Genomic DNA, 22280 nt, shown 5'->3' with positions numbered 1-22280 from the left:
GCTAGGGTTCCACCCACAAAAGTGCGAAGGCCTGATCGAGCGACAGCCTACCGAACCACCGACCGAGCTTGTCTGCTCCGGCAACGTGGTGCTTCAGCCGTTCGGGCGGTCTCGGGGGACGTGCTTCGTTACTCCGAAGCCTTCCCGTGTCGTAGGAAAGGGTCATCAATCCACTGGAGATTGCCGCTCCTATCGAGGAGAGCGTCAGTTCGCGCATCTTCAGGCTACGCTCCTGCACCGAGATAAGAAGCTCGCGCTCCTCGCTCAGTTTTTTTGTGAACTGCGAGAGACCGGACGACTCGTAGGTCGAGCGGATGCGGTTCAGCGTGGGTGCATGGTACAGTAGTGGGAGCACTACGAAGAACGCCTGCAACTGAGCAGGTTCGACCAACCGCTCTTCCTGATAGGATTTTCCGAACCGCCAAAGCAGCAGCGCTCCCAGCGCTGGATTTTGGACCAGCGCCACCGTCGATAGAGGGGCATTCATCATGGTGCCCCCTTGGGGAACAACGTCTGATGATCTGGGTGCCAGCCGACTCTACGATCGTCGGCCAGGCAATTGTATTCTCCAGCAACGAAGTAGCTGGGAAGGGTCTGGCCCTCCAATGGCATCTTTAGATCAGCGCACCGGCGATAAAGTTGCCTGCCCCGCTGCGGAGGATCGAGATGTCCGTGAGTATCCGAAAGCTCGTCGGAAGTCATAGCGTGATGACGGATGAGCGACTGGTCGAGTTCATCGAGACTGCTGTCGACAATACTACCATTGTCCGCCCAAGCGACTTTGTCCGCCATCGCCCGAAGAAAATCGCTAACTGCCATCGTCATGAGGTTCTCCGAAGCCTCCACCGCAGCAAGTTGGCGCACGAAGGTCGGCTGGCGGCTGAGGAGATCGGCAATCTGGTTTTGCGCGGGCTCGTCCGCTGCTGGGACGAGAAGCTTGGAGAAATCATGTTTTCTGATGAACGCTCTTAGCTTCCGTCGAAACGCCACGGCGTCTAGGATCGGTGCCTTCTTTTTCCGGATGAGACTTTCGACGTCGGTCTTTGCCATGCCGATGGCTGCAGCACAGAACTGTTCCAGACTTTCTTCCGGAAGGGTCACAAGCAGCTTTTCCCGGATCGCGTCGATCGGGTCTTCCTCACTTTGCAACTCAAAGAGCCGTATTACCTTGAGGCAGGCCTCTTCGCCGGCGTCTAGAAATTTGCTTATCAGTGGTTCGACGCCGATACCCTTCTTGCCTCTGAAAGACTTTGTTTTCAACTTCTTCAGCAGCGCCACAGCCTTTGCAGGGTCGTTGGCGTCATGCAATGCGTGGACGAGGTCACCGAGTTTCAGCGGAGTGACGTAGAACCGGAACGCGGTAGTAGCGTCAAAAAGCGAGCTTGGAAGTGAGGCCCAATTCGCGAGTGTCTTCCAGAGTTCCGCCGATTTGTCGGAGGCGGGATTGCCAGATAACGCGCTTTTCGATTGCTCCAAGATCAGCCCGCCGGACGCATCATGAATGGCAATGTCATCAAGCTGCTCGAGCGACACCCGACAGCCGTTAGCAACACTCATCAGATAGTAGCAAAGGCGAACCGGCTGAAGGCCATATCCGAGATATTGACCCGGTACGGACGTCTTGAGTTTCGGATATTCGTCTAGCGACATTGCACCCCGGCCAGAATCGTTGCCGAAACACGCTAACTAAGATCAGTGGTTGCACAAGATGCACTTGTAAATACTAACATGTTTTCGAATAGTGGTAGTGAATTTGCGAACAAACACCGTCGCTTGCCGGCGAAGGGAGACATTCGTGCCGCGACTCTGCAAGAACAGCCTAACGTTCCTTGCTGTACACTTTCGGATTGAGCCAGAACCTTGCGCTTGAAAACAACGTTCCTATGCGGCCTAGACCAGATCGAGTTGCCGATGATCTCGGGCCGTGGGGAGCGGTTTGCAGATGACTATTACATCACGAGGGACAGATCGCGCATCACCGCGCTGCTCGAGCGGTTCGGGAACGCCCTGGGAAGTGTGGAGGCCAGGTATCTGGCGGATCGAGCGAAAGCTGTGGTCTATCGATCCAGTGACACGGAGGGCGATGAAGTTGATCTCGGCACATTCCTAGAGAAAGCGCTAATCAAGGACATGCTTCGACTGAAAAGCTTGGAACTTGGTCTTTGGCTTGTGAAGGATAATGCCAGCCTGTTTGATCGAACGTGGATTGCAGCTCCGCCCGACCGAGGCATCATGGTCCACACCAATACTTGGGCGTCGCGCAACTCCTCCGCAGACGGGTCATTCCGAGCAGTCCCGTTTTCTATTGAGGAATTGCGGATCGCTCGTAGCATCCAAACGCCGCAGCTGCCACTCTACATAAGACAAAATGACTCGCCTACCTCGCTCCAGAAGGGTTCTGAGCGCTTCAGCCGATTCCAGTATTTCATTGGCGCGGCTCGAAGCATTCCTGACGTCGCTTTGAAGATCGCACAATATTGCTCGGGCCTTGAGGCGCTAGTGTCGACGTCGCAGCAGGAACTCAGCCATCAAGTGTCCGAGCGCGTAGCAGCGGTACTTCATCCGCCGGGAGACGACCGCATCACTACCTATAAGCTTGTAAAGCAGGCATATGGCTTCCGCTCCAAGGCGGTTCATGGAGCAACCTTCAAGCCAAACGAGGTGGCTCAACTCAAGCAGATTTCCAAGGGCATCGACCGGGTCTGTCGTGCCGTGTTTGAGGCTTACATCGAGGATACAAGCCCGTTCCGTGAGGCACTTGAAACCTCGGATGAGGACCTCAACGGGTTCTTGATTCAGATACTTCTAGGAAGTGCGGCGTCGACACTCTAGAACGGCAGCCCACCAAGCCCAGAACCGCATCCGTCCTATGCCGCGCTACGTCAACGCTTTCCGCAGCTCGTCGATACTGCTTGATGCCAAAAGAAGAGATGCCGTTCCGACAGTCTCGAGAAAGACCGCGGAAAGGCCCGTTCCGTTCACCCGCAAAGAATGACCTACCTGCGTTAACCGCATCTCTATTTCCTCAAAATCGGCAGCATTGTCGTGATGGTGCGCGCCGCCACATTTATTCGCCACGTAACGGATGACACTATGACGCGTAACCGGCAGCCCAAGCATGGCTAGACAAGTCTGCTCCTCAAACGCCTTGAGTTTTACATCCGCGAATGAATGCACGCTCGGAGAGTTCGCCATCAACCTCTCGAATTGCTGGCGATGAGGACTTGTGTGCCCTGGCTCTCGGTAGGCGTAATGCGGCTTTACGACTCCAAGGCCCAAGTCGTATCCGCCACAGGCAAACAGCAACGCCTCCCCAACTGGGATGTTTTGTACGATCGGCGCTCTGATCGTAATCTTGTATCCCAACTCGTGCGCGACTTGGCCAAGCGCTCGATCAAACAGAAATCGAAGCGATATACTCGCGCGGATGGCTTCGGAGATTCCCGGCGTCGGGTTGGCTAAGAGCTGTTCGAGAGCGTCCAGGTGCACCTTGACGACCTGAGCACGACGGACGAGCACTTCGGAAGTATTCATTTAAAGCACCGTGTCGGTAGCTGCAGGGTTCGCCAGTCACTCGCTAGCGATCATTCCATCGCGAACGCTTGGTTATAACGTCGTGAATGATCATTACGTCGTCTCGGGCTTGCACCAGTATACGCAACTGACCTGGGAGCCGGAATTGGATCAAACGCATACCATCGACAACAACGACGCGTGCATCTTCGTGACGGCGCACGATCCGTTTTGCCAAATCCGATACCGCAATCCGTTCTTGGCGGAGCGCGATCGATGCCCTGCTCGTAATCAGGATTTCGGGGCGCGGAGGTTTGGAGGAGTCTATCAACTCCGGAAGGGCGGGCAGCTCATATATACGCGAGCGTTCGCGTTGGGCGCGCGATCGCGCAACAACGTCATCCAACGAGAAATTCCCAGATTCTTCGGCCTTGAATATTTCGCGGCAGATGCGTTCCATATTCCAATGGTTGCGGGATTTATCCAGTTCCAGCCGCGCCTTGTTTGCCGCTCGTGCGATCCTTGGCATCCTTATAGCGACATAGTCGGGGTCGAGGCTTAGGTCGCCCTTATCACGGTTGTGCGGGGGGCATGCGGGAACAAGATTCTCGAGAGATTCGAGATTAAAGTCCGTCTTGATCGCACCTTCGGCAACCAGTTCGGCAAATTCCTCGGCAGACATAGATCGCTTAATGAAATGATCGATTTCCACCTCTTCGAACTGGATAGGGCGCTTGCAGTAGAAGCAAGCTTGATTGTGCGCGAGCCAAATCGCTTCACGCATCCACTTATTCTCGTTCCACTCTGACACCGGTCGCCCCATTGATCGAACGTAGAGTACGCTTGCTCGTCATCTCTACCAGCAGCGGTATCTATCGACACAAGGGTAAATGTTCGGTTGCTCGGCGAACACCGCAGGACTGTCATCGATTGCCCATCAACGATCTTCGGCAATCTGACACCATTGTCTTGCTAGGTTGACGCCGAAACTGGTATCGACGTTGCATCTGATCAACAGCAAGGAGAACATCGAAAAGCCTGTCCTAGACCCGCCTTTTTATCTGTTAGTTGGCATCACGATGCGATTCTGTGTCCTTTGACCTCCTTACGCCCGCAGAGGTAGGCTGTGCCGATATGGCGGAGGGCAAATGGGACGACGATTGTTCATAATCGGGAATGGCTTCGACCTGGCGCACGGCATTCCCTCAAGCTACTCCGATTTCGGCCGGTATCTCGAAGTCGTCGATCCCACCGTCAGCCGCTTTATCCGTGAATACCTCTATGTTGACGAGGATTTCTGGAGTTGCTTCGAGGAGCGGCTGGGGTCGTTCGATTCCGAAAACGTGATCGAATATGCAATGAATTTTCTGGCCTCTTATGGTGACGACGACTGGAGCGACTCAGGGCACCACGACTTCGAATACGAGATCGAGCAGATCGTTGAAGGTCTGTCTAGCAGGTTACGATCCCGGTTTGCCGAATGGATTCGATTGTTGCCGATGCCGCTGCCGGGCAGTTTCGTGCCCGTTCGATGCATCGACCCGAGCGCTCGTTTCTTGTCATTCAACTACACCCCGACGCTCCAGAGCCTCTATCGAGTGCCCGATGCGAACATCATTCACATCCATGGCCGGTCTTCCGAGGCCAACTCACAGATTATCCTGGGCCACGGTTGGCAGCTGCAGGCTACTGAACTGTTGGCGACCCAGATCGACGAGGATACGGACGTGAGGATTGCAGGAGGTTATAGACTGATAGACGACTACTTCGCCGAGACATTCAAGCCTACAGATCGGATTATCGATCAGTATCAGGCGTTCTTCAACGACTTGGCCGAGGTATCCGAGATCAGCGTGCTTGGACATTCACTGGCGGAGGTCGATGCGCCTTATCTTTTTGAAATCCTCGAATATATCAATCCGCACACGACGCGTTGGACCGTAAGCTACTACATTGACGCTGCCAATGAGCGGAGGAACTTTGCCCAGTTCGGAGTCCCGCCTCACCTCGTACAATTCGCAAGGTTACGTGACCTGTAACCGCGAGGTAGTGGTGATTTCGAAACGACTACGACCACCCTTGCCATAGCTTCTTCACGGCAGCCAGGTATGCTTGGCAATTTGCCGCGCGCCAGGTTACCGGGGAGTCACCGATCAGCGGGTGTATGCCATTCGCGCACTTGAATTGCGATCGGTCAGCCTCGGCAAGGAAATTGAAGGTCTCAACGATCGTGTCTTGGAAGTTCGTTCCGAACATGTCGTTGGGTGCGTTGTAGAGCATACCTTCGATGAAATACGACGGAGCCATCCCCTCCTGAAGCAGGCCCGTCGATCATGTAATTTCGCATGTTCTTGTAGCAACGCACCGTGTGCTTGAACCATGTCTTGGTTTGCTGGTGCTTGACTGTGCAGTTCTCTGAATGCTGCTTTGGAAAGTTTACGATCTGGGTTCCGTCGGGCATGAAGAAGCATATGCCGCTTGCGTAGGACTGATCTGTGATAGTGCCGAAGCGATAATAGTAGCGGTACTCCATCGCGGGCAGTACATCGCAGTCCCGCCTGTTTTTTCCAGCCGGGATGAAGATCGCCTTCTTCCCGGGCACTACTCCCGGCCCGTAGTTTGCGACCAGCCAAGCGGTCACATCGGCCTTATAGTGTTGATAGGTGTAGCCCGCCGCTCCACCGTAAGTGCGGCCGAATGCAGCGTATTGGTCCGGTGGAAGGGTGCTGGCGTCGTGGTAGAAAGACGCGGGGTCGTTAGCGAGACAACGTCAACATCGCTGTCGTTGGCGACATTGGTGTCGTTTCCGTAGGAATCCTGCAGGAAGATATCCCGGCGCTTACAGGCGAAGGGCGACGCGCGATCGTCCAGAACCTCCCTTACCGCCCCGTACGTGTCCCGTGATGGACCGGACGAGGGCTGACTTGACCATGTATCTAGTTGACGCTCCGGAATCGCCATCTTGTCCCTCATAAGAACGCTTTCAGATCAGTTTCGTATTCGAGCTTATCGAGGTCTGACTCGAAGAGGTCGGCAGCCATATCCGGCTCGCTGTACGTTTTGCTGGTTCTGACGGTTGGGACGTCCTTGAACAGCACATTCCGAAGTTGATGCATCGACTTGGTATTGATCTCCAAGACCTTCTGCAGCAGACGGACGGTGAAGAGGTATCCCACCCAATGGGCAAGGCTGGTGTAGCGTCCGGGTGCGGGGTACTCTCCGACGCCGACGCTGACGACGCGGATGTCTGACCGAGCAACGCCGAAGGCTTCAGTAGCGTCCGCGATCGCGTAGAGCGTGGGATTGTTCGCACAGAACTCGCCGTCCGCAGCGAGGATTTTCTGGCCGTTACATCCAAGCAATCATGCTGCTATCAGCTTGCAATCATGTCAGATTGCAATATGCGATAAGCTTGCTAGCAGCAAGCATTTCCATAGCATTCAGCTAGCTTGTAGATTGCATTTGGCATGCTTTCTGATAGCGGTAATAGGAGCTTCAACGGAAAGGGTTTCTCGATGCCAGTTGTTTGTGCTGCAAATCCAAAGGGCGGCGCTGGGAAGTCCACTACGATACTCACGCTGGCGACGACCCTTTCTGAGCAGGGTGCGTCCGTGACGATCATTGATGCCGATCCCAACAAACCGATCTCGGATTGGCGGTCGGGCAATAGTCGCCTTCCGATCAAGGTAATCAGCGATGTCACCGAGACGACCATCAGGGACAAGATCAACGCCGCTGCGTCAGAAGCTCAGTTCGTGTTCGTGGACCTTGAGGGCACGGCAAGTCGTCTAGCGTCTCGTGCGATCATCAGGAGCGATCTGACCCTCATTCCATTGGCAGGGACAGCGCTGGACGCTAAGCAGGCGGCGCGCGCGGTTGGCCTAATCAAGGAAAACGAGGAAGACACCGGCAAGAAGTTCAATTTCTCGCTGGTCTTCAACCGGACCAATCCACCGCCATTTACCCGCCGAATTGAACGCGAGATCGCAGACCAGTTACGGAACAATCGCGTTCCCGTCTTGCAGGCCCACCTCTATCGGCGGGAAGCGTACAACGCCATGTTCATGGAGAGGGTCAGTCTCTACGAACTCAACCCGTCGTCGGTGAATGGACTGTCGGGAGCTATCGAAAACGCAATCCATATCACGGCCGAGGTTCTTGAGCTTCTCCGGCAGTCAATGGCCAAGGAGGCGGCGTAATGGCGAACAAAGACCTAGGCTTCGGTAAAACGAAACTCGATTTATCAGGGTTCGAGCCGCGACCCACAGCAGTCGAGGATGAACCTCCAATCTCAGCCGATTCCATCGCTGAAAAGGCTGGTTTCGTCAGCCGCGAACCCGTGGAGCGTCTGTCCCGAGTACGTAAGCTGGCTGAACCTACGGACACCGCATATATCCGGGCACCTATATCCGTAATCAATCGCCTCAAAATCTACTGCAATGAGAATGGCCTGTCGTATGGCCAAGCCCTTGAGGAGATGATGCGGAAGGCGGGAATCTAGCATCGCGTAAAAAGGGTCGAGCCGACAATTAGTCGCGCTCCTATTTCACCTGAAAGACTGCCGCGTTGTCCTAAAGGTCGCGAAGACCTTTGTAGGAGGCGTGCCGAAGCTTTTCATCGTGCGTCCAAGCGCGGCGTTCGATTTCCGCGATTAGCGTTGGCTGTACCCAGACAAATTCTTTCGTCTGCCGTCGTAGGCAGCGCTCCTGCGAAACGTTGATTTGGTTTCGCACGCCGCCGCCGCAATAATCGATTGGCATTTGACGTTGTCGCCTTACTTCACTTTAACGGCCATCTGTCATTGACGCGTGTTAAGGCAAACTCGCGAGACGCAGATGAATTATTCGGAAGGCCTAGTCGCTGATTGGCTCACACGTCAAAGGTGTCATTGGATTTACGTCGACCAAGAAAACTATCACCACGCTGATGGTGTTAAACGTTCTGATCCAGGTCGCCCCCTGCATCGACCAGACCTGCTCGCTTTCCTGGATGGATTCGGTTCGATTGCGATAGACGTCAAAGACTACGAGCTGAAGCACCGCGTGGCGAAATTTGATGTATTACTTCCAAACGACGAAGAATATTCATTTGAAGATAAGTTTTCGTGGATTGATATCTCATGGAGCGAGATAATACATCTGCAAAATTTCCAGAATGTTTCAAATATACCGACGTGGATTTGCATAATAAACACAAAAAATTCGACTAAAGGGGAAACATACTGGTTCCGCGTCGATAAGATATTCAACTCATACGGTCGCCTCTTCTTTCCATCCACGATGGCCGCGTACGAGTTGGCGGACATACCCGAAGTCAGATACTTTGACGATTGGCCGTCGATTAAGTTGCAGTCAAAATCATACGGCTCAACCTCCGACGATTATTTCCCGCTTTTGGTCTCGGATGACGACTCCACAGACGGTCTGCTGACGGAGTATGCCGAGGAGCTGTATGTGAGGCCATCGGTGCTCAATATACAAAAGAAGACTTCTCTGAAAGATTTGATCCAAATCCGGAATGCAGAACTGCCGAACGAAGTAGAGCCCACTCGGGATCAGTTCAGGTACGCATACGATATTGCGAAGGCTCTCAACCTCGATCTTCCCGCCGAAAGGACCAAGACCGCTTTTCGCGACTTCATCAAAGCTAACGAGGCAACGTTTCAGATGAAAAAGCGGGGGACTAAGCCATCGTGGAAATGATCCGAACCCGGATCAGGGCTCTTGCGAGCGCTCATTTGCATGCTGCCCACTTCAGTGCGCTTCCAGAACTTTCGCTTCTCTTCAGCTCGGGGATGCTTCCGGTGGACCGCGAAAGTGGGATGATCACAGATGGCTCGGCATCCCATCCGTAACGAGGGTGGCTACTTCATCCCCCGAAAGCTCGCCCTTCGCGAGGAGAGCCTCGACCATCGCGTCCAGTGCTGCCCGGTTCTCCAACACGATAACTTCGCCACGTTTCAATTGCTGCGTGAGAATGTCGTCGATCTCCTTGAGCAGATATGGTTTTTGATTTCTCATGCCGGGATAGTTTCCGAATGCGGCTACCGGATCGACAATTAGGCTACTTCCCATGCCATGGCTGGCCACCAGGGAAGTTGCGATGTCGGTCGCTTCAGCGAGATCAGAGCTTGGCGTGCCGCCTGAACCGTCGGCATGATCGCCGTACACGACACGTTCGGCTGCCATACCTCCAAGGAGCGTGGCGATGTTGCCGAGGTGGAAATCGCGAGTTCTTCGCTCCAGCGCTGAAAACTCGTAGCTGGTGACCCCGAGGCTTGCGCTTCCTCCCGCCGGCATATGTTTGCGGACTGAAACCGATTTTACTTTTGCACAGCCCAAAACCGCAGCGACCAGAGCATGACCGGCTTCGTGCACCGCGACGCAACGGCGATATGCCTCGCTGAGGACAACTATCGGGGGAAAGCAAGATAACACCGTCCTCACCGTGAAGCGGGTGCTGGAGATGCGCGCTTTCCGCCTTGCCTTGCGAACCACCTCCTCGATATCAGCGCCCGTCATTCCATCAGTGAGATCGGAGAAGACCACCTCCTCATCGATTGTCGGCACTATGTCCGCGATCTGTATCAGAATCGCGATCCGATCCTCCGCACTTGGCAGGGGTATCTCCAACCTTCGCCCTAAGCGCCCCGATCGGACGATCGCCGGATCAAGCGCATCCCATTCGTTGGTTGCCCCGATGACGACCACGCCCTCCCTTCTCCGGGGATCGAGGCATTCCAGAAGTCCGTTGATCGCGATGCGCATGTATCGGGCGTTGTCGGATTCACGCTTGCTACGAGACCCGAAGGAGTCGATCTCATCTATGAACAGAATGGAGGGAGCCTTTTCTGCCGCTTCCGCGAAGGCGTCACGCATAGCTTTGAGCAAATCGTTCAGGTATCCCATGGACTGCCATTGCGCAGCGCTAGTTTCAACGAGATGAACTTCCGCCTCGAGAGCTAATGCCCGCACGAAGGTCGTCTTGCCAGTCCCGGGCAGTCCAGAAATCGTCGCACCACTCTCGATGTCTGACCATCCAACTCTGCCAGCCCCGAAGTCTTTCAGATCGCGGGCCAGCTCGAGTCCCCAAGTCTTTGCGGCACCGTAGCCCTGCAAGTCGGCAAGCTTTGCGACACCGCTCTTGTGGTCTTTCGCCGCCGCTGATGGCGCTGCTACCGATCCGATTTCGCTCGCGAAACGCCTAAGCTTGTCAATGGCAAGGTGGTAGCTGCGACCAGGTCTGAAAACCCGGTCGAGTAGGTCCCAGGGGGTTTGGGCCACAAGGGCAAGCTCGTATTCGCCCGGCTCGATCCCGTAGAGCGCCCTGATGGCGCTTCGGTAGTGACTTTGGGTCGGAATCAAAATTCTCTGGAAAAAGTCCCCGACCACATGGATTTCCGGGAACGAAGTAAGCATTTCATCAGAGTGGATGAAGAGAAAATCTCTGGTGGGAAAGTCGCTTAGGTGAGCAAGCGCATTTTTGGTGTTCTCCGACTTCTCCAAAACGCAGAACCCGTAACGCGACTTGCTGTCGTTAGAAAAGAAGGACCTCGCCGCACGGACGAAGACGTCCATCTGTGCAGCGGGAACGATGAGAACAGTAACGCGCTGGCTTGAGGTGCGTTTGAGAGGCCGCATCGCCCGAGCCACCGCAAAGAAGGCGACCAGCAATGGCAAGGAGAATGTTTCCGTCGTCAGTTCTGTCGCAGGTAGGAAGTACTCATCACGGGTAAGGGATCGAAATCTCGCGAGCCTGAATGGCCGATAAGTCCTAGACATCGATGACAAGCCCCGGGTCGAAGTGGCTGACGCCGTTTTCCTGCGGATACCCACGCGGATTACAAACAACGCGGGTGCCGCCGATCATGTAGTCAGCGCGGGCATGAATGTGCCCGTGAACCCAAAGTTCAGGACGCAATTCGTGGATCAATGCCTCCAAGTCGGACGCGAAGTGCGGCGTCGCGGGATCGTTGCGATAGACCGCAGGGATCGACTTCATTGACGGAGCGTGGTGGCTTACGACGACCGTCTTGTCCCAGTCGGAATTCTTTGTCGTCTTTAGATAGGCGATGGCGTCGCGATGCATTCTGAAGGCGTCGATCGGACGGAATCGTTTATACGGGAACTTCCGATATTTGATCCGTTTGAAGTCCGTCATCGTGTCTTCGGCATGTGCCATCGACGGCTGGGGCGACCCGAGGAGGCGGTAATCAGTCCATAGGGTTGTTCCGAGAAAGCGCACGCCTTGAATAGCTACCGCGGAATTTTCTTGGAAGTAGACGTTCTGCCAAGGTCGCTCGCCGAGCTGTCGTCTTGCGCTCTCAAGGTCTTCCTGGACGCTTGAATAGTAGAACTCGTGGTTTCCCGCCACAAAGACCACAGGCATCCGTTTGCCTATGTGGGAGAGCCAGTCGATAGACGGCAAGATTCCATCGGTTGAGATATCACCAGCGCAAATCGCTACGTCCGCCTCCGGAATAGGAAGTGGTGTAGGATCGAATTCGAGGTGAAGATCAGAGAATATCCAAAGCTTCATTCGCCCTCCGACGGCCGCCAACGAGTCGCCTGGTGATTCGCAAAACACATCATAGCGGAATTAACGTGTGTCTCTTTTGATTCGCTTATACAAACTAAAAGTGACAAATTCTAGATATAGATTGAGGAAGATTGACAGCAAGCGTCAGGACCCATTTCGGTGCAAGAAATGGGTCCGCTTATTCCGAAACGTATCTTCGTCGCCGGCCGTATTCTTGCTGGTTTGAACCAGCGAGAAATGGCATCGCTCGCGGGATTAACGCGCCATGCAATCCTTCAGGCAGAAAAAGGTCAGGCCTCTCATTCCGTCCTAAATGCACTCGTTAGTGCCCTACATCGCAACGGGGTCGGAATACGCTATCCTGACGGCGCGCTTGGTTTCGGGGTCTATTTTCTGAAACCGAGCGAACGGCTGCCTTCCCAAGTCCTGGTGGCAGGACGAGAACTGGCAGGCTTGACCCAGCAACAGCTTGCCGCGGAATCGCGGCATAACCGACGTACTGTCGTGCGCGCCGAGGGGGGCAATGCATCGCCACCTACCATGGCTGATTTAGTTGAGGCCCTGGAGAGATCGGGCGTACGTCTTGTTTACCCAGATGAACGCAATGGCTATGGCGTTTGCGAACTGCTCGATGCTTAAATAACCGTGCAGCTCTTCCATTATGCGGTCCCGCTGCAATTCCTTCAGACGCAAAACCGTTGCGACGAGCGCGCCAGGGGCGGTCGTTACCTGCTTCCGCGATGTTATCGATTGATACGCAGCACGATTGGTTATCCTGCCTATAGGTGATCTGGTTCGAATGATATTCCCGGCTTCGCTGTATGCAAGGATGACCATCTCCCCGGTTCAGCTTTCCGGGATGCGAGTAAGACGTCAAACCGGTCGTTCCGCGCCGGGACCCCGAAAGAACTCATCTCGCATTTGACCGAGTAAGCAAATCGTCAAATAAAGACGCCAATTCATTAAATCGCACCTTTATCGGGCAGAATAGAAGACTCCATTTTGAATCAAAGACTCCAAAAAAAGAATTCGAGACACCAAATAACTCAACCGAACAAGGAGCGCAGTCACCCGCGGGGCTTTGGACGGGATTTAATCCAGTATCCATCGCCCTCATTCACAAGCTCCTTCGTCCGCCACAGCACTCTCGTGAGAAACTTCGCTGGCTCTTTTTTGTCAATTTGCAGACCTCGCTCGAGAATCCGATTGAGAAGTTCGTTTCTGTCTAACGGACGATCGGCGGTCAATAGTTCCGAAATAGCTAAATTTCTCAGTTTCTTAGATAAGGTTCCGTCTTTACTGGAATTTGCTTTGTCTACCGCTGCCGCTTCGGGTGAACGATCGGAGAGGGACTCGAGCGCTGATATCGCTCTGTCGAGGCGAGTTAGCTCACTCCTCCACTCTCGATTCCGCCTTCGCATTTCTTCTTCGAGCGCGCGTCGCCGTTCGCGCAGTCCATCGAGTGTGTCTGAAAACGCCTTCTCTGCGTCAGAGTTACTGCCGAATACCATATCTGTTTTTCACTATTGGAATCCAATATCGAATCAGGTATCCCAGAAATGGGTCGCTGATCGGATATACCAGTCGATGCGACCCTATAGGAACAATCCGCAACGGTCCACGCTGGACCTTGCGCCGAAGACTTGAGGGAGACGGGCGGCTATCCGTGGGCATTCGATGAGCTGCCTCAGTTGATGGGAATATTGACTTGGGATTTCAATCGCTGGCTGGGCATCAAGCTCGTGGCAGATTTCATTGGATTGCGTGGGAGCGTCACCCCGCACATCCGGACGTTCAGCTTCCCTTCCTTCATCTGCGGTCGTCCGAGAACCGCCCACTTGGTCCTTACTATCCGATCACAGATTTTGGGCTGACAAAGTCTGCCTCCTCTGGGCCAACCCTCATGAAAGCCCCAACCATAATGGGCCTGATCTGGGACTATCTCCTGGTGGCCAACATTGAGCCTGAACGACTGAGGTGGCAAAATGAGGTAGCACTGTTCTTCACCAGTTTTTGCCGGCACCTTCTATATGGCATCGATATCAATGCCCCAGGCAATCGAGATGCCTCACGTCTCGGTTGGCTGCCCCGGACACATTTGGTTGTTAACGGGCTCGCACAAGCTTTCGATGCGTTTGCCTTGGTCATGTCGCCAAGAGCACCCTGGGCAATGGATCAATTTGTGCAGAAGTGCCCTGGAATCTTTGCGGCTTCGATAAAGTTGGCTTTGAAATCGTCGCACACCCCCGACGTGAGTCGGGTCGCTTACGCTGGCGAGGGCGGCCGGAGCGGAAGGTGGCAGAGCAACGAGAGGGTTATTGAGCCCAATCCAATACTCGAGGGATTGATTCCCAGAAATACCAAAGCAAGGCCTCGCTCTCTGTCTCCAACAAAGCGAATGCCTCAAGATTTGCTTTTTCCGATATTGACCAAGGCATTTGTTGTTCATCGTAAGAAGGATGGCACCGAACGGCACGACCGAACGGGGGAATTTGCTGCTACTCTGTTGCTGGGGGCGTTACGGAGCGCTGAGGTCTTTCACTTATGGGTGAATGACCTCCAGATTTCGAAGGCCGGGAAGCTCTATGGGTTTCTTAGGCATCCGGGTCTCTACATCGAACCGGGAGAGGGATCGCGCCGTGATCTCCTATCGCGTCGATATTATGGGTTGCGTCCTCGCAATGAGGCCAGGGGAACAACGATGTTTGCCGGCTTTAAATCGGTCGCACTCAATGCGGATCACTGGTCGACCATCGAGTGGATACCAAACACTGAGGACTTCGTTCGGTTATCCTTCAAGCATTACATTCTCGAGGTCAGGGGGCCGGCGATGGAGGAACGGCGTAAGCTGGGCCATCCACCTCATCCATTCCTGCTCGTTTTTCAGCGATCGATCCCACATCTTGGCATCAGAATTGGAGACCCTTACACGTTGAGCGCATTCAGAGCTTCATGGGGGAGGGCAATAGGCCGGCTAGAAACGATCGTCGGGCGTTCAGTGATCCTTGCGAAATACGCAGGAACCACGCCCCACGCTGTGAGACACTTTGGTGGTAAGGCGTGGGCAACCCAGACTAGCATTGAGAATGTGCGAAAACTCATGCGTCACGTAAGCATTTTAAGCTCGCTAGTTTACACGGCGCTCGACGATGAAGAGATTCACATTATCGCCGAGGAAGTTTCCGAGAGAGCTAGGAATGACGACTGGGTGGAAGATTTCCGTTATTTCAGCTCTGTCGAAGAGGAGCTGAAAAGATATGCGAACTCGGCGTTCGCAGGCGGCGCGAGATGGCGGTAGTTCTCAATGCCGGGGGAGAAACCTATGTAAAACACTCCCGAGACGCTGACGCTATGAACGCCATTATCAGCGAACTTGTCGATGTTCCCACAAGCTATCGGAAGAGGCTAGAGCGCCACGATAGCGAAGCTACAGCGCGATCCAACGAGATGAAAATGCTCGCTGACGTTCTTCTCGGAATGAATAACTCGGGCGATCTTCGAATGTGCCCGGGCCAATTCGATCCCCAAGGCCTTCATGTCCCGTTTGATATCGCAGAATACCTCGTGGAGCGAAGCGCTCTCGGGAAAGACATTTCGCGTGTTTTCGAAGAGCTAGGAATTCCTGAGAACATCTATGGGGACATGAAAACGAAGGACAACGTCGCGAGGTACAAGAAGCACTACGCGCTGTACATTGCCAGTCTGACAATGTGCGTCAGCGGCGCGACAGAATTTTCCGACTTGGGAGGAGATGTCATACTCAGCTGGCTTAGCCAGTACTATGACCACGACAAGCGCACTTTCTATCGTTGCGGCCCCAATGGTTCCTATACCGATGTGAAGATACTCAAAGAGATCGCCAAAGGTATCGGTGGGCTCTTGAACAGTCAGAGCATAGTCGATCTCGGAATGACCAAACGCACGTCGTTACGACACGTACCAGGGGTTGACGCAGTGCTCGCCAATCCTCCCGAGCACTTGTTACCTTGGATTGCGCTCTGGGAAAAATGGCGTCAATCTTTACCGCCCCGATCTAAGAAACCTAAAGGCGCGCTTCAATATTTAATCGGATATTTGAATCAGTACCCGGACGTATCCGGCAATCCTCTTCAGTTCTTGTTGAAGAAGCGGCAGAACAGTCTCCTCACCTTCTACCGCAACGTTCGCCTGGGAAGTGGCCGAACGGAGTTTTCCGGAGGCCACGAGTTCAGCCAGTTAAGGGCGTTCTCTCAATTTTCCGCGAAGGAACTGCAGCCGCAAGCATACCCGCACCGCATCCAACCTCTCGTTCCAGACAACGATGCGCTGACTTATAGGAACGCGCTTGCAAAGATTGGAAAAGGCAAGAAGCACTTTGAAAGCGTGAGCCTGCCACTACCACCACGTTATTATAAGATCGCCCGAGAAATCCTGCTGGAGGGCGAAGACGGATGGCCCGGACAGCATCCGCTCTGCCGAGCAAAACTCAAAGGGGCTTGGCGATATGTAGCGGTACTTCCAGTGCTTTATCTCTGCACCTTCGAAATACCTGCCCGAGTGGTGCAATATCGGCGAATGGACAGCGGAGAGGGGGACCGGCAAACATTTAATGGCCGCGAGTTGAGATGGATGGCCAGCACGAGTGAGCACAAAAATTATTGGGCGACTCACGATAGCAGACAGCCGGACCGGGGATACGCCGCACGAACCAACAGTCCGAGCATCGTCGGGTTCTTTTTCAATACCAACAAACATTCTGCGCCGTATATTGTCCCGTGGCAGAATGCGGCGCTACACCAAATGCTGTTTGATCTGCGGATATGGCAGGAGACATGGAACCCTGTGACAGGTCCCGTGCAGCTGGAATATGACGGCGACCCCGAAGAAGGCGCAAACGACGCTCTTCCGATTGTTTTCCCTCTCTTCAGGATGCCGGCTGGAAGACATACCCATAAAAGCGCGCCAGTAAAGCACACTCAATGTCATCGTTTCTGGCTCGATTTGATGCTGGAGGTTCAGAAACGCTGGAACGCTACCTGTTTGCCTGAAGACACAGACATATTTGTTGAAATGAGTAAAACCGGCAAGCAGGTTCAAAGCTCGCGATACAAATCGCACGGCATGCGGACCGCAGGAATTACCAATCTTCTGCAAGCGGGAATGCCGTTACAGATAGTCAGCAGGCTTTTCGCTGGGCACGCCACCGTGCTCCAGTCGTTGTACTATGCGAGGTTCCGCGCGGATTATCTCAGTAAGAACTTTGACGCGATCAGGGGCCGGGCCCGCGATCAAGAGGCAGTTGAGTTTTTTGCCGAAATGAAGGGCCTCAGTATTGAGGAAGCACGGAAACGGCGCTCCCTCAGCGGAACTGAAACACTGTCAAGTGCCTTTATAGCCAAGGGTTCATGGCAGCGTCGGGACCTTGGTGTGTGCCCTTATAACGGCCAACGCTGCGATGACGGCAATCGAGAAACGAAAAAAACGCTCGTCGAGGGCGGCAAGGGAAATTGCCTCTTGTGCCGTCACCTTTTGTCCGGTCCAGAATTCCGTAACGCTATCTGGGCGGAAGAGATGTACCTCTTCTACAAACTGCGGCGGATGAATGAGCGCATCATCGAACTCAACGACGAGGTCGATGAACTTGAACTAGAGCTGGTGCAACTTACCCAAGATGATGAAAGTTACCGCGAGCAGCATGACCAGGCTGAGCGCAACAGAGTAATTATCGACGAGATCATCCAAGAGCAGGAAGCCTTGTCGAAAACCCTTGCGGAAGCTCATAGCAGGTTAATCCAGTATGACGAGATCGAAAGGCTGATCCCCGCCTCGTCAGAAGCGCGCTCACTTCTGATTGCCGATGCGGCATCATCTGATGACTGGGTCGAAGTTTCGGACATCGAACTAGCATTTATCCTTCACAAAAACGCTCAAATTTATAAAAGCACGTACGACCCCGAAGTTCCCTTGGCGATACAGCGCTTCGCCGATGAAGCTATGATGCAATGCGGTTATCGGCCACTATCGATCCAGTTGAGGTCAAAGGAACAAATCGCCCAAGCAGCGGAATCCACAGTGCGTCGCCTTCTGACGGAGATTAGCTCCGAGAGCCTGATCGCCGTTGAAGAGGGGGCAACTACAATAGATCAACTCCTGACCCACGAGCAACAAGAAGACATATTTGTAGCAGGGCTCCAACTCTCGCCCATCCCGCTCAAACGGGACCTTCAAAAAAGATTGGCCCGAGCTAATGGCTAAGCGAATTACCACAACGCACGAAGATCGACATCAGACAATTCTCAGGGACGCGATAATAGAGTCTGAACAAATTATCAAAGCGCTGCCCGACAAGCAGAAGATCAAGCGTGAAAACTATCGGCGCATACACGATATATCGACAAAACTACTCTCTGATAAGGAGACTTTTATACGGCCCGACGCTGAGAATTTAGCCAAATATGCGCAAATCGGTGGGGTGGCGTTTATAACGCCACGAACCTTAATTAATTGGTATCGCGACATGATCGCCGTCTGGGTGAGCGCCCACAAGGATATGGTCGCTATTCGAATGGCGAATATCCTCGCGGGGAAAGCCACGCGAAGATACAACGATCTACAAATCAACGCTGAGATTCAATGCCTCGAAGATATGAACCGGGTTCTTTACCAGGAGAACTGTGAGCTACGCGCGCGACTGTCGAGCAAGCAGCCGGACATTACGCCCGAATCGAATCCTGGCGACTTCCATGAACGTAGCACAACCGCTGGAGTAGAGTTTGCTGATATCCGACCGCTTCGGAAGTGGGTGAACTCTTTGACTCGTGAGGCCAGCTTTCTGGAAATAACCGAGACTGGACTGAAAATCAGCAGAAAGGCCAGGTTCGGCGTAACCGTCATGAGCCGTGAGGTCTACGAGTTGCTCAAGTCCCTGTGAGCGAACAAGGTCAGGGGAGTTGCCAGACTGCCCCCAACGCCCTGAATTATAGATCACGTGGCGGTGGTTTTCATTCTTTCGGAGCAGCGCGTCCTTTCCCTTACATTTGCACTTCAGAGGTCGGAATAAGCTGCCTGCGGCATACGGCACTCGCTTCTAACTAACGAGAACGAACTGGTTACGATCCTATTGAGCAAGCTAAAGCCAAGGGTCTCGCAAGCTCGACAAATTGACGGGCCATAGGCCCGACTTCTTCTGTATCCGTGCCGATCGGGGCCTGCCAGACTGAGGGTCGCTGGCCCCGACGGCTCGTATACCAAGACGGAATCCGCCTAGTCGGCGGATGCTTTTATTGTTGGGCCTTTCAAACCGGTATGAACTGGTATGCCCCAAAAAGAGCATCAGATTCCTAATCTGGGGGTCGCGCGTTCGAATCGCGCCGGGATCACCAAAACATTCCGAGGAAGCCCTCAACGCGGACAGTCCCTCACTGAATGGGCTTGCGAGGGCTGGCTGTGTGTTCCTTCACCACTTCATTTGAACTATCGATTTCCTGAAGCAGAACCTCGTAGCCCCAAAGATTGGCGAGGTGCTGCAGGACGAGCTTCGTATCGGCCTCCTGGAGAAACCAATCGTTCGTGACGTTGTGGCGCAAGAGAAGGCGGCGGTCACCGGCAAGATCGACATCGACGATGTCTATTCCCGGGTCGATCCAGCCGATGTCGTATTCGCGGGAAAGCTGACGGCGGATGCGCCGATAGCCGCGTTCGTCGTGGATTGCCGAAACCAGAATTCCTTCTTCCTGCTCCGGGTCGTCGTAAAGATGGAAAAGGCGCAATTGGCGGATCAGGTTCGGGCTCAGGAACTGATTGATGAAACTCTCGTCCCGATAATCGGCCCAGATGTTACGCAGCACGGACATTGCATCGCCTTGTCCGGCAATGTCCGGGAACCACACCCTGTCCTCCTCAGTCGGTGCCGTCACGATCCGCTCGATATCCTGCATCATTGCAAAACCCAGCGCATAGGGATTGAAGCCCGAGAAACGACGATCGTCGTAGTTGGGCTGGAACACGACATTGGCATGTGATTTCAGGAATTCGAGGAAGTTTCCGTCGCTGATCTGCCCGCGCTCGTGAAGCCTGTTCATGATGCGATAGTGGACGTAGGTGGCCGTCCCCTCATTCATCACCTTGGTCTGGCGCTGCGGGTGAAAATACTGCGCGACATGGCGGACGATGCGCAAAATCTCACGCTGCCATGGCTGCAGCAATGGCGCTGATTTTTCGAGGAAGTAGAGGATGTTGTCCTGAGGAAGGCCAAGGGCGAGGCGCCGCTTCTCCAGGCCGACATCGGCTGCCGTGCGCTTCTTGCCGGTGGGAACAGTCCGCCAAAGATCGTTGAACACCTGCTCTTCGTGGACGCGGCGCTCCTGCTCACGCCGCTCCTCGTCACGAAGGTCGACCTTGGTCTTGCCGGCGTGCCGATGCACGCCATGCGACATCAGCGCGTGCGCGGCATCGAGCGTACGCTCGACCTCGACTTCACCGTAGCGCTCCTCGCAGCGGGCGATGTAGCTCTTGGCGAAATTGAGGTAGTCGAGGATGCCATCGGCATCCGTCCAGAGCTGGAAGAGATAGTTGTTCTTGAAGAAGTGATTATGTCCGAAAGCGGCGTGCGCGATGACCAAGGTCTGCATCGTCGCCGAGTTTTCCTCCATCAGATAGGAGATGCAAGGCGAACTGTTGATGACGATTTCATAGGCAAGGTCGCGCATGCCGCGGCGGTAGAAAGCCTCGTGATGCGCGAAATGCTTGCCGAAGGACCAATGGCGATAGAAGAGCGGCATGCCGGTCGATGAGTAGGCATCCAGCATCTGTTCCGATGTGATGACCTCGATCTGATTTGGGTAGACGTCCAGGCCGAGTTCGCCGAGCGCGATCTCCTCGCAGGCATCATGAACGCGCTGGAGCGTTGGAAAATCCCAGTCGGCGCCGTTAAACAGCAACCGCTCCTTTGACACCGCCGTGGTCGTCATGGCGCCACCTGTGCATCGCGTTTCTGGAAGAGATCGTGGAAGACCGGGAATATTTCGTTACGCCGGCACACCTTGCGCATGGACAGGGGCACCTGTTCGGCACGGATCCCTTCGTAAAGCGTCCAGAGCGGTGAGCGGGACACGGAGGAGTCGCTGTCTTCCTCGCCGACTTCGATATAGGCGAAATACTGGCATAGCGGCAAAATCTCATGACGCAGCAGTTGCCCTGTCATGGTGCCGTCCGAATAGGAGTTGTCACCATCGGAAGCCTGGGCGGCATAGATGTTCCACTCTGCCGGATCGAATCGCGCCGCGACAATCGTGCGCATCGCCGCAAGTGCGCTTGATACCAGCGTACCGCCCGTCGCCGGACCATAGAAGAAGGTTTCCTCGTCGACTTCTTCGGCTTTGTCCGTATGGCGGATGAAGACGATCTCGACCTTCTTGTAGCGCTGTGACAGGAAAAGGTAGAGCAGCAGGTAGAACCGCTTCGCAAGATCCTTCATATGCTCCGACATAGAGCCGGAGACGTCCATCAGGCAGAACATGACGGCCTTCGCCACCGGTTTCGGCTCGCTTTCGAAGCGTCGATAGCGCACATCGAGCGGATCGATATAAGGAATGCGCCGGCTTTTTTCCGTCAACGCTTTGAGCTTAGCCTCAAGAGCCTGGCGCTTCTCGTCGTCTTCGCATTCCCCAATCTCGCGCCGAAGTGCCTCTACCTCCTGGATGCGCGGGCGACGAAGCGCAATCCGTCGCATCATCGCCATCCGCGTCGTGCGACCGACAGCAATGTTGGACGGTGAACCGGATACCGAATAACCGGCCCGCACAGGGCTTTCTTCTTCGGTTTCCGTCAGCCGCCGCTTGGCGAGATCGGGAAGTTCCAGATCATCAAGAAAGACGTCGAGGAACTCCTCGCGCGTCAGCACGAAGCGGAAACCATCCTCGCCGTCGCCTTCACCTGCCTCCTTCGGCCTGCCACCGCTCCTGCCAGGCGGCCGTGGGATGATATCCCCTTCAACGAAGGCTCTGTTTCCCGGCAGAATTTGATCGCTGATACCGCCCTCGCCCCGGCGGAAACCCGGCTCTGTCAGGCCGTCAATCGGCAGGGTGATTTCGCCACCGTCGAGCACGTCCCGAATGTTACGGCTTTGCAGAGAGCGTTTCACCGCCTGCTGCACGGCGCTTTTCGCGCGCCGAAGAAACCGTTGACGATTTTCCAAGCTTTTACCGCGCGGATTCAGCCGGCGGTCGACAATGTGCATGATAGCTCCCGCG

General features: G+C 54.5%; 20 protein-coding genes and 1 pseudogene. 9 read left to right on the top strand and 12 right to left on the bottom strand.

The window, feature by feature from the left end; genetic code table 11:
- Position 1 precedes the first annotated feature (1 nt).
- Together A3C3_RS39500 and A3C3_RS0128700 are read right to left on the bottom strand one after the other, a co-directional pair.
- The gene (locus A3C3_RS39500; protein ID WP_022718025.1) at positions 2-490 is read right to left on the bottom strand and encodes a three component ABC system middle component; all 489 of its coding nucleotides are present in this window, start codon (positions 488-490) and stop codon (positions 2-4) included.
- Complete coding sequence (locus A3C3_RS0128700) at positions 487-1533, bottom strand: ABC-three component system protein (protein WP_145611955.1); 1047 nt, start codon at positions 1531-1533, stop codon at positions 487-489. Before A3C3_RS0128700 ends, A3C3_RS39500 begins: the two co-directional genes overlap by 4 nt.
- 378 nt (positions 1534-1911) lie before the next feature.
- Here A3C3_RS0128700 and A3C3_RS42760 point away from each other — a divergent pair, with 378 nt between their 5' ends.
- Positions 1912-2832 carry a HEPN domain-containing protein gene (locus A3C3_RS42760; protein ID WP_156890800.1) on the top strand — a complete coding sequence of 307 codons (921 nt, stop codon included), beginning with the start codon at positions 1912-1914 and terminating at the stop codon, positions 2830-2832.
- 45 nt (positions 2833-2877) lie between these two features.
- On the opposite strand, the gene A3C3_RS0128690 is transcribed toward A3C3_RS42760, so the two are convergent.
- Together A3C3_RS0128690 and A3C3_RS0128685 are read right to left on the bottom strand one after the other, a co-directional pair.
- The gene (locus A3C3_RS0128690) at positions 2878-3534 is read right to left on the bottom strand and encodes a hypothetical protein (RefSeq protein ID WP_022718022.1); all 657 of its coding nucleotides are present in this window, start codon (positions 3532-3534) and stop codon (positions 2878-2880) included.
- Positions 3535-3577: 43 nt separating this feature from the next.
- On the bottom strand, positions 3578-4297 hold the full coding sequence (locus A3C3_RS0128685) for an HNH endonuclease (RefSeq protein ID WP_022718021.1): 720 nt from the start codon (positions 4295-4297) through the stop codon (positions 3578-3580).
- A 364-nt stretch (positions 4298-4661) separates the two neighbouring features.
- Here A3C3_RS0128685 and A3C3_RS0128680 point away from each other — a divergent pair, with 364 nt between their 5' ends.
- Positions 4662-5552: a bacteriophage abortive infection AbiH family protein gene (locus A3C3_RS0128680; protein WP_022718020.1), complete on the top strand. Its 891-nt coding sequence runs from the start codon at positions 4662-4664 to the stop codon at positions 5550-5552.
- A gap of 28 nt (positions 5553-5580) precedes the next feature.
- Here the strand turns inward: A3C3_RS0128680 and A3C3_RS48985 are convergent, their stop codons facing one another.
- From A3C3_RS48985 to A3C3_RS39485, 3 genes are all read right to left on the bottom strand, one after another.
- A complete protein-coding gene (locus tag A3C3_RS48985) occupies positions 5581-5835 on the bottom strand; it encodes a nucleotidyltransferase-like protein (protein WP_483414373.1) in 255 nt (84 codons plus the stop codon).
- The gene (locus tag A3C3_RS48980; RefSeq protein WP_483414372.1) at positions 5735-5974 is read right to left on the bottom strand and encodes a nucleotidyltransferase-like protein; all 240 of its coding nucleotides are present in this window, start codon (positions 5972-5974) and stop codon (positions 5735-5737) included. The genes A3C3_RS48985 and A3C3_RS48980 overlap by 101 nt, the downstream gene beginning before the upstream one ends.
- A 508-nt stretch (positions 5975-6482) precedes the next feature.
- The gene (locus tag A3C3_RS39485) at positions 6483-6875 is read right to left on the bottom strand and encodes a patatin-like phospholipase domain-containing protein (RefSeq protein ID WP_022718017.1); all 393 of its coding nucleotides are present in this window, start codon (positions 6873-6875) and stop codon (positions 6483-6485) included.
- 153 nt (positions 6876-7028) lie between these two features.
- Here A3C3_RS39485 and A3C3_RS0128660 point away from each other — a divergent pair, with 153 nt between their 5' ends.
- Together A3C3_RS0128660 and A3C3_RS0128655 are read left to right on the top strand one after the other, a co-directional pair.
- On the top strand, positions 7029-7712 hold the full coding sequence (locus tag A3C3_RS0128660; RefSeq protein ID WP_022718016.1) for a ParA family protein: 684 nt from the start codon (positions 7029-7031) through the stop codon (positions 7710-7712).
- On the top strand, positions 7712-8014 hold the full coding sequence (locus A3C3_RS0128655) for a hypothetical protein (RefSeq protein ID WP_022718015.1): 303 nt from the start codon (positions 7712-7714) through the stop codon (positions 8012-8014). Before A3C3_RS0128660 ends, A3C3_RS0128655 begins: the two co-directional genes overlap by 1 nt.
- A gap of 70 nt (positions 8015-8084) precedes the next feature.
- On the opposite strand, the pseudogene A3C3_RS45540 reads toward A3C3_RS0128655, so the two are convergent.
- Positions 8085-8209 (bottom strand): annotated as a pseudogene (locus tag A3C3_RS45540) (ATP dependent DNA ligase); the annotation flags it as partial.
- 139 nt (positions 8210-8348) lie between these two features.
- Between A3C3_RS45540 and A3C3_RS0128645 the strand changes: the two are divergent.
- Positions 8349-9215 carry a hypothetical protein gene (locus A3C3_RS0128645; RefSeq protein WP_022718013.1) on the top strand — a complete coding sequence of 289 codons (867 nt, stop codon included), beginning with the start codon at positions 8349-8351 and terminating at the stop codon, positions 9213-9215.
- A gap of 123 nt (positions 9216-9338) precedes the next feature.
- Here the strand turns inward: A3C3_RS0128645 and A3C3_RS39480 are convergent, their stop codons facing one another.
- Positions 9339-11192 (bottom strand): AAA family ATPase, encoded by a 1854-nt coding sequence (locus A3C3_RS39480; RefSeq protein WP_167521954.1) that lies wholly within the window; start codon positions 11190-11192, stop codon positions 9339-9341.
- Positions 11193-11286: 94 nt separating this feature from the next.
- Complete coding sequence (locus A3C3_RS0128635) at positions 11287-12072, bottom strand: metallophosphoesterase (protein WP_312866216.1); 786 nt, start codon at positions 12070-12072, stop codon at positions 11287-11289.
- Positions 12073-12219: 147 nt separating this feature from the next.
- Between A3C3_RS0128635 and A3C3_RS45535 the strand changes: the two genes are divergently transcribed.
- The 4 genes from A3C3_RS45535 (at position 12220) to A3C3_RS0128610 (ending at position 18961) form a co-directional block, all read left to right on the top strand.
- A complete protein-coding gene (locus tag A3C3_RS45535) occupies positions 12220-12690 on the top strand; it encodes a hypothetical protein (RefSeq protein WP_145611948.1) in 471 nt (156 codons plus the stop codon).
- A 1264-nt stretch (positions 12691-13954) separates the two neighbouring features.
- Complete coding sequence (locus A3C3_RS0128620) at positions 13955-15349, top strand: hypothetical protein (protein ID WP_156890799.1); 1395 nt, start codon at positions 13955-13957, stop codon at positions 15347-15349.
- A complete protein-coding gene (locus tag A3C3_RS0128615; RefSeq protein WP_022718007.1) occupies positions 15340-18285 on the top strand; it encodes a VPA1269 family protein in 2946 nt (981 codons plus the stop codon). The genes A3C3_RS0128620 and A3C3_RS0128615 overlap by 10 nt, the downstream gene beginning before the upstream one ends.
- On the top strand, positions 18278-18961 hold the full coding sequence (locus A3C3_RS0128610; RefSeq protein ID WP_022718006.1) for a hypothetical protein: 684 nt from the start codon (positions 18278-18280) through the stop codon (positions 18959-18961). Before A3C3_RS0128615 ends, A3C3_RS0128610 begins: the two co-directional genes overlap by 8 nt.
- A gap of 487 nt (positions 18962-19448) precedes the next feature.
- Here A3C3_RS0128610 and A3C3_RS0128605 read toward each other — a convergent pair whose 3' ends face one another.
- Entirely contained in the window at positions 19449-20999 is a 1551-nt protein-coding gene (locus A3C3_RS0128605) for a SpoVR family protein (RefSeq protein WP_022718005.1), read from the bottom strand.
- Entirely contained in the window at positions 20996-22267 is a 1272-nt protein-coding gene (locus A3C3_RS0128600; RefSeq protein WP_022718004.1) for a YeaH/YhbH family protein, read from the bottom strand. Before A3C3_RS0128600 ends, A3C3_RS0128605 begins: the two co-directional genes overlap by 4 nt.
- Positions 22268-22280: the final 13 nt, after the last annotated feature.

Origin of the sequence: Rhizobium mongolense USDA 1844 (assembly GCF_000419765.1) — a bacterium.
Classification (GTDB): Bacteria; Pseudomonadota; Alphaproteobacteria; order Rhizobiales; family Rhizobiaceae; genus Rhizobium; species Rhizobium mongolense.
The sequence above is the reverse complement of the archived record's forward strand: the minus strand, read 5'-3'. Positions and strand labels throughout refer to the sequence as shown.